This is a genomic window from Thalassobellus sediminis, assembly GCF_044386045.1.
Classification (GTDB): domain Bacteria; phylum Bacteroidota; class Bacteroidia; order Flavobacteriales; family Flavobacteriaceae; genus Thalassobellus; species Thalassobellus sediminis.
Genome location: NZ_JBISCD010000040.1, coordinates 1,319,600 through 1,331,074, shown reverse-complemented (window position 1 = coordinate 1,331,074; position 11,475 = coordinate 1,319,600). Strand labels below are relative to the sequence as shown.

Annotated in this window: 9 protein-coding genes; 3 read left to right on the top strand and 6 right to left on the bottom strand. The window is 31.4% G+C overall.

The genetic code is table 11. The features are described from left to right. Positions 1-37 precede the first annotated feature (37 nt). From ACH5TW_RS12355 to msrB, 5 genes are read right to left on the bottom strand one after another with little or no spacing between them, the layout of a single operon-like run. The gene (locus ACH5TW_RS12355) at positions 38-991 is read right to left on the bottom strand and encodes an aldo/keto reductase (protein ID WP_439336815.1); all 954 of its coding nucleotides are present in this window, start codon (positions 989-991) and stop codon (positions 38-40) included. 33 nt (positions 992-1,024) lie between these two features. Further along, complete coding sequence (locus ACH5TW_RS12350; RefSeq protein ID WP_439336814.1) at positions 1,025-2,587, bottom strand: protein adenylyltransferase SelO; 1,563 nt, start codon at positions 2,585-2,587, stop codon at positions 1,025-1,027. Then, entirely contained in the window at positions 2,584-2,829 is a 246-nt protein-coding gene (locus tag ACH5TW_RS12345) for a glutaredoxin family protein (RefSeq protein ID WP_439336813.1), read from the bottom strand. Before ACH5TW_RS12345 ends, ACH5TW_RS12350 begins: the two co-directional genes overlap by 4 nt. A 16-nt stretch (positions 2,830-2,845) precedes the next feature. After that, positions 2,846-3,385, bottom strand: a complete 540-nt coding sequence (msrA, locus tag ACH5TW_RS12340) for a peptide-methionine (S)-S-oxide reductase MsrA (RefSeq protein WP_439336812.1) — start codon at positions 3,383-3,385, stop codon at positions 2,846-2,848. Next, positions 3,378-3,833: a peptide-methionine (R)-S-oxide reductase MsrB gene (msrB, locus tag ACH5TW_RS12335; RefSeq protein ID WP_439336811.1), complete on the bottom strand. Its 456-nt coding sequence runs from the start codon at positions 3,831-3,833 to the stop codon at positions 3,378-3,380. Before msrB ends, msrA begins: the two co-directional genes overlap by 8 nt. A gap of 184 nt (positions 3,834-4,017) precedes the next feature. Here msrB and ACH5TW_RS12330 point away from each other — a divergent pair, with 184 nt between their 5' ends. The 3 genes from ACH5TW_RS12330 to ACH5TW_RS12320 all read left to right on the top strand — a co-directional run bounded on the left by ACH5TW_RS12330 (position 4,018) and on the right by ACH5TW_RS12320 (position 9,008). Further along, complete coding sequence (locus ACH5TW_RS12330; RefSeq protein ID WP_439336810.1) at positions 4,018-5,220, top strand: Pycsar system effector family protein; 1,203 nt, start codon at positions 4,018-4,020, stop codon at positions 5,218-5,220. A 177-nt stretch (positions 5,221-5,397) separates the two neighbouring features. Next, on the top strand, positions 5,398-7,818 hold the full coding sequence (locus tag ACH5TW_RS12325; RefSeq protein ID WP_439336809.1) for a TonB-dependent receptor domain-containing protein: 2,421 nt from the start codon (positions 5,398-5,400) through the stop codon (positions 7,816-7,818). Between the two features lie 59 nt (positions 7,819-7,877). Then, positions 7,878-9,008, top strand: a complete 1,131-nt coding sequence (locus ACH5TW_RS12320) for a PepSY-associated TM helix domain-containing protein (RefSeq protein ID WP_439336808.1) — start codon at positions 7,878-7,880, stop codon at positions 9,006-9,008. On the opposite strand, the gene ACH5TW_RS12315 is transcribed toward ACH5TW_RS12320, so the two are convergent. Next, positions 9,005-11,389: a GAF domain-containing protein gene (locus tag ACH5TW_RS12315; RefSeq protein ID WP_439336807.1), complete on the bottom strand. Its 2,385-nt coding sequence runs from the start codon at positions 11,387-11,389 to the stop codon at positions 9,005-9,007. The genes ACH5TW_RS12320 and ACH5TW_RS12315 overlap by 4 nt on opposite strands. Positions 11,390-11,475 lie beyond the last annotated feature (86 nt).

Below are 11,475 nucleotides of genomic sequence, written 5' to 3'. Positions count from 1 at the left end.
GGTTTAGTTTATCAAAGATAATAATTGCAAATTTCACTTAATTCCAGTTCATTTTACCACGTTCTTCCCAATAATTTTCTGAAGAAACTTTTAATGTCTTGAGAACATCTAATTCCTTTTCAGAAAAACTAAAACTTAGAGCTTTTAAATTTTCTTCTAATTGAATTTTATTAGACGCTCCACTTAACACGTAAGCAGGCTTTAAATTATCAATTACAAAACGTAAAGCTAGCGCATCAAAACCAACTTTATATTTTTCTGAAAGCTGTTTCATTATTTTATATGCATCTTGATAATTTAAAAACTTCTCATTTTCAAATACACGACCATTCGCTAAAGCTTCTTTTATAATAACCGTTTTTCCGCTTTTAATAAGTTTATTTAAAACAGAACATGTAGATTGCTCAAATACATTATAGGTTACCTGAAAGCTATCAAATAATGGTTCGCCTTCAACTTCTATTTTCAACGCGGCTTCTAAAACATCTTTTTGATTCTCACCACTGGTGGTAATACCAATTTGCAAACCTGTTTCTTTTTTTAATTTATAAAGCTGATTTAAAACATCTCCATTTTCTAACAAACCACTTTCAAAAGTTGCCGAATGTACTTGGTAGTATTTCAACTTTGGAAGCATGTCTTTTGATACTTGCCATTGTTCCATTAACTTTTCTAACGAATGTTCTTTAACTTCATGTTTCCCAGCATAACCAAGTTGCCAATTCGCTTTATAGGTGTAACCCCATTTTGTGCCCAAAACAACATCAGTGTAGTTTTTAATATTATTCCATTCCTGTAAAAAAGCTTCTCCCTTACCGTAAGATGGCGCCGTATCAAAATAACGAACTCCTAATTTATAGGCTTCATCTAACACTGAAAACGTATTGTTTTTAAACGCTTCTTCAGATTTATCTATGCTATTATTGGTTCTAATATTTATATATTCTGGTCTGCCCAAAGCAGCCAATCCTAACCCTATTTGTGTTTCCAAATTCCTGATAACTCTTATTTTTAATTTACCTTTTTATGAACTGCATGACAACATAGAACAACCTGCCTTATGACGTGCCCATTCTGGTCGTTTTGCAAACCATTTTTCGTTTTCTGGTTGTTCGGCATAAGGTTGTTTTAAAAGCTGAAACAATTCGTCTATCAATTCATAATTCCCCTTATCTGCTTCATCAATTGCTAATTGCGACATATAATTGCGTAATACATACTTAGGATTTACCGCGTTCATGTTTTCTTTTCGCTTTTCTGAAGTGATTTCTTCTTGCTCTAAACGTTTTGCATAACGTTGAAACCATGCATGCCATTTTTGTTTTATTTTATCTGAAAGCTCTTCAGCATTATAAAACGCATCATTTATAATTATTAATCCTTCTGAAGGTTTTTCTTTATTAAAATCGCTTAATTTTCTAAAGAAAATCGTCATATCAGTTTCTGTAAGCAACAGATTATCTTCTAAATTTTCAATTAAAGATGCATCAAAAGGATCTTCCATTTCTAATCCTAATTTAGAACGCATCATTTTTAATGAGTTTGCTTCAAAATCTATTTTGTATTGATCTAAAATACGTTCTAAAGCTTCAACATCTTCAATTAAAGGAAACAATGCGTTTGCTAATTTGTATAAATTCCAAAGCCCTATATTAGGTTGATTCCCGTATCGGTATCTTTTATGCTGACTATCGGTAGTATTTGGCGTCCAACCATAATCGAAACCTTCTAACCATCCGTAAGGCCCATAATCTATAGTTAAACCTAGAATTGACATGTTATCGGTATTCATAACACCATGCACAAAACCAACACGTTGCCAATGAATAATCATCTCTAAAGTACGTTGCATCACGTCGTTAAAAAACGCTAAATAAGTATCTTTTGAAGGTTCTCCTAAATGACTAAAAAAATGTTTAATCGTATAATCTACCAATGTTTTTAAAGTCTCTGTATCTTGTTGTGCAGCAAATATTTCATAACTACCAAACCTTAAAAAAGAAGGTGCTGTACGGCAAACCACGGCTCCTTTTTCGTAAGCAGCATTGCCATCATACAACATATCTCTTAAAACATGATCGCCTGTTAACGACAACGACAAAGCTCTGGTTGTTGGCACGCCTAAATGATACATGGCTTCGCTACACAAATATTCCCGAACGGAAGAACGCAACACAGCTAAACCATCAGCTGTTCTGGAATACGGTGTTTCACCTGCTCCTTTTAATTGAATAGCCCAATGCTTATTATTGTGTTCTACTTCTGCTAAATTAATAGCACGTCCATCACCCAATTGTCCTGCCCAATTTCCAAATTGATGCCCTGCATAACACATGGCATATGGTTTTGAATTAGGCAACACAGTGTTTCCTGTAAAGACTTTTAGAAATTCTTCACTTTTTGAATCTGTTTCTGAAAGTCCTAAATTGCCTAACATTTCTGGAGACACATGAAGTAATTTAGGGTTTGCTGTTTGCTTTGGTGTAACATAAGAAAAACAGGCTTTTTCAACCTGTCTTCTTGTATTTTCAAGAACAGGATCTGCCGGTAATTCTTTATTAAAAGTGTCTTTTATATTTAATTTCATATCAATTTACCTAACCATTTATTCAAATCCTTTTCTGAAGGGTTTCTTAATCGCTTTTCTCCAATTGTAATTGTTGGAAAATGAAGTTCTTTCGTTTCGTACAAATTACGTAATTCTTCTGCTGATTTTTTATTTCCTTCAACATCAAAAAACTGATACTCGACTTTTTTCGCTTCTAAAAAAGCTTTGTAATATTTAGTTTTATGGCACCTATCGGTGCCATAAAGTTTAATTGCTTTCAAAAATAATGTCCTTTCTTTATTTTAATTTTTCGGCATGCATTTTACGCAATTTTGTAAGCTTTGGTGTAATTACAGCACTACAAAAACCTTGCGTGGGATTATTTGCATAATAATCTTGATGATAAGCTTCTGCACTATGAAAAACGCCCATTTTACTTATTTCTGTAACTATTGGGTCTTCATAGTATTGTGCCATTTCTTTAGTAACGACTTCAGCTATTTCTTTTTGAGTATCATTATAATAATAAATAACCGAACGGTATTGTGTACCTGTATCTGCACCTTGTCGGTTTAAAGTTGTAGGATCATGACTCGTCATAAAAACAACTAATAAATCTTGATACGAAATTATATTAGCATCAAACGTTACTTGTACCACTTCAGCATGCCCTGTTAAACCAGAACACACTTCTTTATATGTTGGTGTACCAGGAACCGTACCACCTGTATAACCCGAAACTATTTTTTCTACACCTTTTAATTCTTTTAAAACAGCTTCAACACACCAAAAGCATCCACCTCCAAGTGTTGCCAATTGTAAATTTTGTTTATTCATTTTCTTCCCTTTCAATTATCATAGATTCTGAATTAATACAATACCTTAAACCACTTGGTTCTGGACCATCTGGAAATACATGTCCTAAATGCGCATCGCAGGTATTGCACATTACTTCAACGCGAACCATTCCAAAAGCGGTATCTCTTTCGTATTTAATAGCATTTTCTTTAATAGGTTGTGTAAAACTAGGCCAACCCGTACCTGAACTAAACTTAATAGTAGAATCGAACAATGGTGTATTGCAACACACGCAATTGTATTTGCCTGCATCATGAATACTACAAAGAGCACCACTGTGTGGACGTTCTGTTCCTTTTTGTCTTGTAATTCTGAATTGTTCTGCTGTTAATTGAGATTGCCATTCGGAATCTGTTCTTTCAACACGTTTATCTGGAATTGGGTTTCCTTTTACGGAAAAGTTGATGACTTCTTTCCAAGTTAGCATAATTATGTATCCTTTCTTTTTTAGTTAATTATAATATGCATTTTCAACCTAAATATAGTCAAAATTTTATTCAAATATTTACACTTTAACTTCTTTGAAAGTATTCGTATAATTTACGACAAATTATTACGTTACTTTATATTGTCAAAGTTTAGTATTTTTACTAAATAAACTGATACAATTTATGAATAAACTTGTTGTTGAAGCCGAAAAATTTGCAACTAACCTTTTAAACGAATCGTTAGACAGCTCTTTTATATACCATAACTTGACGCATACACAGCGTGTAGTTGAAAAAGCAAAGGAATTGGCTGAACAATCTGGTTTAACAGATTCTGAAAAAAATGTACTAACAATTGCAACTTGGTTTCATGATACGGGTTATACAAAAAATATAAAAAAACACGAAGAAGAGAGTGTTACTATAGCTAAAGCTTTTTTAAATTCTCTAAACTGTCCTGAAAAAGATATTGATTCTGTTTGTGATTTGATTTTAGCTACAGCAATAAATCACGTCCCAAAAAATCAATTAGAAAAAATAATAAGAGATGCAGATTGTGCCCATATTGGCAGCAAGAATTATATTGAAATCTCAGAATTACTTAGAAAAGAATGGGAACTTACATGCAATAAAACGTTAACTGAAACGGAGTGGCTAGATGAAAACATAAACTTTTTATCTACGAAACATAAATTTCATACCAACGAAGCTGCTTTAAATTGGGATAAAAGAAAAAGTAAAAACATTTCTGAATTACTAAAAGCTAAAAAAAAGCTAGACATTGACAGCAAAAAACTTAAACAGAGAAAAGAAGAATTATCTTTTAAGAAAAACAAAGTAGAATTACCTGAACGTGGCATTGAAACCATGTTTAGGGTGACTATGAAAAACCATATTACATTAAGTAATATTGCTGATACGAAAGCCAATATTCTGCTATCGGTAAATGCTATTATTGTGTCTTTAGTCTTATCAAACCTCATTCCTAAATTAGATAACCCATCAAATCATTATCTTATAATTCCAACAGTTGTTTTTGTGATTGTTACGGTTGCATCAATTATTTTATCGGTTTTAGCAACGAGACCGAATGTTACTAGCGGAAAATTCACGAAAGAAGATGTCGCTAATAAAAAAGTAAATTTATTGTTCTTTGGAAACTTCCATAAAATGAGCCTTAAAGATTTTGAATGGGCTATGGGTGAAATGATGCAAGATAGAGACTACTTGTATTCTTCCATGAAAAAAGATTTATACTTTTTAGGTTTAGTCCTTGACAAAAAATACAAAATCCTTAGACTTACTTACTCAGTTTTTATGGTGGGTATTATATTAAGTGTAATTGCTTTTACAATTGCTTTTCAATATTCAGGAAGAGTTATTTAATAGAAATACACCCTTTTAATCTCTACACTTACAAAATATCAACCGGTTAACACTAGCTTAATCAACACTTCAAATAATTTTATTTAGATTAATTATAAATAACTTGCAAAATTCGTAACTAGAATCTACTTTTGCATTCTTAAATCAATTATTTATATTAAGTCTAAATAAAAACAAATGAAACAAATAATTACTTTTTCACTTTTCATTATGCTAAGCGCATACTCATTTGCACAAACTGGAACAATAAAAGGAACAGTCTCAGATGATTCAAAAAAACCAATACTTGGAGTTAATGCAATTATTAAAAACAGTACAAAAGGATCTCAAACTAATGAAAATGGAACTTTCGAAATAACAGCTCTAAATAATGGAGAATACACGCTTATTATTTCTTACTTGGGTTATAAAACTAAAGAATTAACTGTTACAATAAATAACAATGTTGTAAACTTAGGATCTATTGTTCTTTTTGAAGGAAACGAACTTCTACAAGCCGTTGTTCTAGAAAACAAACGTAAAAACAAGTTTTCGAGAAAACAAAGTGCTTATGTGGCTAAAATGCCTCTTAAAAACATTGAAAACTCACAAGTTTACAGCACGGTTACCAATCAATTATTAGTGTCTCAATCTGTATATAACTTTGAAGATGCTTTAAAAAATGCTGTAGGTGTAGACAAATTATGGTCTTCTACTGGTAGAAGTGGTGATGGTGCAGGCTACTATTCTATTCGTGGTTTTTCTGTACAACCTCAACTCGTTAATGGTGTATCTGGTATTACAAATGGTTTTATTAATCCATCAAATGTAGAACGCGTTGAAGTAATCAAAGGCCCTTCTGCAACTCTATTTGGAAGCTCTGTAACCTCTTATGGAGGCTTAATTAACATTGTTACAAAAAAACCTCATAACGGCACAGATGGAAGTATTTCTGTTTCTGGAGGCTCTTTCGATTTTAGAAAACTAAATGTTGATGTAAACGTAAGTGAAAATGATAATTTTTCAATGCGTTTTAATGCAGGTTATCAAAAAGAAAACAGTTTTCAAGATGCTGGGTATAGAAAATCTGTATTTTTAGCCCCTTCTATGTCATATAAAGTAAACAATAAATTATCATTAAACTTTGCATACGAAGCATCTTCAAACGAACAAACCAATCAAACTTTTTTATTTTTTAACAGAACAGTTCCTTTAGCTTTTAACACTGTAGAAGCGTTAAATTATAACAGAGATTTATCTTTAACAAGCAACGATGTTATTATTAAAAACCCGACACAAAATTATAGAGGAGAGGTTGCATACAAAATATCAGACAGTTGGTCTTCACAGACTATTATTGCTGGAGGATTAGCAAAATCCAATGGTTTTTACACCTATTTATGGAATGCTGCAGACTGGACAATTCCTACGGCGCCAATAGCAACAACAAACTTTGCTTTATATGCTCAAAACACAAACGCAAGAACAAAAACATTCAACGCACAACAAAACTTTACAGGCAATTTTAATTTAGGTGATTTAAAAAATAAAGTTTTAATTGGCATTGATTATTTAGAATCTAATATAATTGATAAAAGTTCTAATTGGGGTTACTTACATACTGTATCTGCTCAAGGTGATTTAATATATGGAGAACCAGCAATAAACGCTGCTAATTTAAACACTGCATTGTCTGTTTTAGGAAATATTAATACAAATACTAAACAAAATGTTTTAGGAATTTATGCCTCAGATGTTCTAAACATCTTACCGAATCTATCGGCCATGGCAAGTATTCGTTATGACAGATTTAAATATGAAGGCGATATAAACAATCCTTCTGATGATCATCAAGCTTATGATGAGTCTACATTTTCTCCAAAATTTGGTTTAGTCTTTCAACCTATATTAAATGAATTATCTGTTTTTGCAAACTACCAGAATAGTTTTTCATACGTAAATCCTGAATTGGTTCCTATAGATATTAACGACCCAACATTAGGAACCCAATTACAATCCTATGATTTAGAACAAGCAAACCAATACGAGTTTGGAGTTAAAACAAATCTTTTTAATAATAAATTAGAAGCAACTGTAAGCTATTACAATATTGAAGTTAAAGACAAAGTCATGGGCTTTGGCGCAGCAAAACAACAAGATGCCACAGTTAAAAGCCAAGGTATAGAACTTGAAGTAAATGCAAACCCCTTAGATGGATTAAATGTACGCGGTGGTTTTAGTTTTAATGATGCAGAAGTTTCAAAATCTGAATCAAGACCTGATTTAATTGGAGTACGTCCAGCAGAATCAGGATCTGATATTCTTTACAACTTCTGGGGAGATTACCAATTTAAAGAAGGTGTTGCAAAAAACTTTGGCTTTGGAGCAGGTTTTAATGGCGCAAGCGATTATAACACCATGGCAGATTATACAAATTCTGGCGGGTTCACGTTGCCTGCCTACACGGTATTTAATGCATCTATTTATTACGAAGCTGAAAAATTTAGAATTAGCGTAAAAGGCAATAATTTAACTGATGAAGCTTATTATTCGGGTTGGAGTACATTAACACCTCAACAAAATAGAATGTTTATAGCTTCTTTTGAATACAAGTTCTAATAACGAATATATATTTACCAGGGCAATCTTATAAAGGTTGCCCTTTATTGATTTATACTATGAGCTTTAAAAAAAATATTCTTACACTTCACAAGGTTTTAGGATTAGTAACAGGAATTGTTATTTTTATTGTAGCAATAACAGGCTGTTTTTGGGCTTTTAGAACCGAAATTGAAAGTCTTTATTCTGATTACAAAAAGGTATCACCTCAAAATCAACCCATTTTAACGCCAACCGAAGTTAAAACCATTGCTGGAAAAGTTTTTCCAAACAATACCATACATGGCAGTCTTTTTAAAAAAGCAGATGATGCCATTGAAGTTATTTTTTATGATGCCGATCCAGAGTTTTATCAGAGTGTGTTTTTAAACCCGTATTCGGGTAACCTCATTCAAATAGATGACCATCTTTCAGGCTTTTTTGCCTTTATTTTAAAAGGTCATATGCGTTTATGGTTACCAAAAACTATTGGTGAACAAGTAGTAGGTGCATCCATTCTAATTTTTATTTTAATAATCATTTCAGGTTTTATATTGTGGCTGCCTAAAAAGCGTAAAAACTTAAAGCAACGATTAAAATTCGATTGGAAATCTACAACACGTTGGAAACGTAAAAACTTCGACTTACATACTGTTATTGGATTTTATATTTGTTCTTTAGCACTCATCTTAGCCTTTACAGGTTCTGTTATGTCTTATAACTGGTTAAAGTATGTACTTTACAAATCTACTGGTGGTGATAAAGTTGCTGCATTTATTATTCCTGAAAATAAAAGCAAAACTAAAACCAACAGCTCCACGCTTCCAATTGACAAACTGATTATAAAACTTCAAAAAGAATCGCCAAATGCTGAAAGTTTTGAATTGCACTATCCCGAATCTGATTCGTCAAGCGTTTATATAGAAGTATCAAATAGTAAAGATTTATTTTATGACTCAGATTTTCGATTTTTCGACCAAAACACTTTAGAAGAAATTGAAACACCTGGGGTTTATGGAAAATATAGCGATGCTAAAGTTCCTGAAAAAATACTTCGGATGAACTACGACATACACATTGGAGCCATTGGTGGCATTATTGGAAAAATAATCGCTTTTATTATTAGCTTACTAACCGCTAGTTTACCCGTAACAGGATTTCTTTTATGGTACGGAAGACATTATAAAAAGAAAAAAACAGTTAACACCTAAGCCTTAATCTCCTTCATTAAATCATCATAAGTGTAGAACGATTTGTCTTCTTCATTTTTATGATACAGTACACTTACTCGAATGGCCTTTAAGCCTGTTACTGCCTGTAAATCTTGCAGTTCTACTATTTCAATATCTGTATCTAAATAATGTTTAGATTGAAGGAATTTAATATACCTTAAGTATTCATTCTCATCTTGTTTTTGAGAATAAACAATACTAATTTTTCCTTTTTGAGTAACACGTTCTTTAGTGCCTTTTATATAAGCTTTATCTACACGTTTTTTTACAATTTCGTATCTTGCATTATAAGTGCCATCTACATCAAATTGCTTTTCATCCATTCTAAAACTTATTGATAAAGGTTGATTAAACACCAAAACCATAGAAGCTACATCCAGTGAGATAGGGAATTTTGATTGCATTTGATAAAATGAATTTTCCATTTCACACATGACTTGCAATTGCCATAACCTTAAATTATATAAATAAATAGGATTAAAACTATCTTCTTTTGTAATAGCTTCACCTATATACATGTTATGCTCTACACCATCCGTCTTAAAACGTTCGAAATAATGCGGATACATAGCCTGTGCTTCTACTTGTTTTTTATCTAAAAGCGACGCCATTTCCTTATTAATTAAGGCTACAGTTTCATCGTAATCTTTTCTATGACTATAAAGCACTTCTACTTTATCATCTATACTATCAAAATAAGCATTGATTTGTTCTTTTAAAGCTTCTAAAGTAAATAAATGCTTAAATACAGGCTCTATATCTTCCTTAAAAAACTCCGAAATTTGCTGTTCGCTATCTACCTGAAAATGCGAAGTCAATCCTTCTAAATAATCATTGATTTGATATATATATTGGTCATATATAGGTAATGATTCAATTTGCGATGCGCTTTCAAAAATACTTTTTGCAGCTTTCAACTGCAGTGTTAAATCTTGTTTTGTTGCTTCATTTCTTGCTTCCGAAGATCCTTTTATATCAATCTGCCCATACAAAGGATAAACATCATCAAATGCTATTTTCTTAAATATAGCTTGTTCTCCTTTAAATTCTGATTTAATAAAGTTTTTAGCTTCTTTTTGAAATCTCCATTGTACACTAGGATGAATAGAAGTACATTCCTTTTGAATAATAGCATCAATTAAATTTTCCTCTTCACTTTTCGAACGTTCAACTGCCGATACAATATATGGCATCACATCTATAAGCTTATTAGCATTTATACTATTAAGCACTTTGGGTTTATCTGATACTATTTCTATGATTCCCATTAAGCCATCATCATTTGCTATAGGAGCAAAAATGACACTCTTAATACCTTGATTGTGTAAAGCCATTACTTGTGGCACATGTGATTCTGGATCTTGCTTTAATTTCTTAACATTTTTATCAATATCAGATATTGCAAAGCAATTATTTTCCTTTATTAATTTATTATAAGACCAACCACATAAAGCATCAGAACAAGATATACTTTCCTTTTCGTTTAATAAAAAACTATTCATACCTGCACCATAAATATGCTCGAAACTATTCTCCTCTTGATTATATATTGAGAAACCTACTTTAATATCTTTTAATCCGAAAAGTGATCTAAAAATCTCATGAAACGACTCTATAAAAGTCTCATCCTTACGTTTGTCTTCTCCTATTAAACTTGACTTAATATTTGAAATAGATTGATCCTCTGTAACATCGAATATATTTGAGATAACAAAACCTTTAAAAATATAACTATTAGGCGGAAATTTTTCTTTCCATAAATCTATATTATCAAAATTATCTAATAATTCGTCATAATCTTCTTGAGTTATTTTACACGCATTTTCAGTTGGTGTAATTTCACAAAAATCGGCATTATACAATATTTTATAATAACGTATTACACCGTTTTCATCTGGTATTTCGTAATAAAATGGACGTTTAAAATTTAAATCGTAACCATAACAAAAATTTAAAACAATGGTACAAGCAATAATATACCTATCATTCTCAGGCATGTTTTTAATTTTCAATTCAAAATCATTACCACCTGTTTTTATAATATTCTTAAATCTTTCTGAAGAATTAAAAATCAGATTTTGAAAAGGTACTGTAGCTGCTTTTATCTCATTTTTAGTTAAAACAGGACTAAATACATCTTGCAGTATAAACTGTATTTCTTTTTCATAAGTTTCTAATAATGAAAAATCTGTAAAACCTGCTCTTAATTCCGGATATGGTTTTTGAATTTCTAATATATGTCTTGCTTTAGCAGCAACAAACTCATCCTCGCTATTAACAAGCGCTTCATATTGCTCAATAAGCTTATTAAAGCTTATTTTTAAATATAGGGGCGATTCTGATTGATCAAAGAATTTCATAATATTAGATTTCTGATATAACAAAGTTACGAATAATTGGTTGAAACCAATTCAAATATTATATACCGCATGTGTCTCGTTCTTTT

Bases quoted from the DNA above. Each gene is read 5' to 3' on its own strand.
- ACH5TW_RS12350 (WP_439336814.1), bottom strand. From the start codon at position 2,587: ATGAAATTAAATATAAAAGACACTTTTAATAAAGAATTACCGGCAGAT.
- msrA (WP_439336812.1), bottom strand. From the start codon at position 3,385: ATGAATAAACAAAATTTACAATTGGCAACACTTGGAGGTGGATGCTTT.
- ACH5TW_RS12330 (WP_439336810.1), top strand. From the start codon at position 4,018: ATGAATAAACTTGTTGTTGAAGCCGAAAAATTTGCAACTAACCTTTTA.
- msrB (WP_439336811.1), bottom strand. From the start codon at position 3,833: ATGCTAACTTGGAAAGAAGTCATCAACTTTTCCGTAAAAGGAAACCCA.
- ACH5TW_RS12320 (WP_439336808.1), top strand. From the start codon at position 7,878: ATGAGCTTTAAAAAAAATATTCTTACACTTCACAAGGTTTTAGGATTA.
- ACH5TW_RS12325 (WP_439336809.1), top strand. From the start codon at position 5,398: ATGAAACAAATAATTACTTTTTCACTTTTCATTATGCTAAGCGCATAC.
- ACH5TW_RS12315 (WP_439336807.1), bottom strand. From the start codon at position 11,389: ATGAAATTCTTTGATCAATCAGAATCGCCCCTATATTTAAAAATAAGC.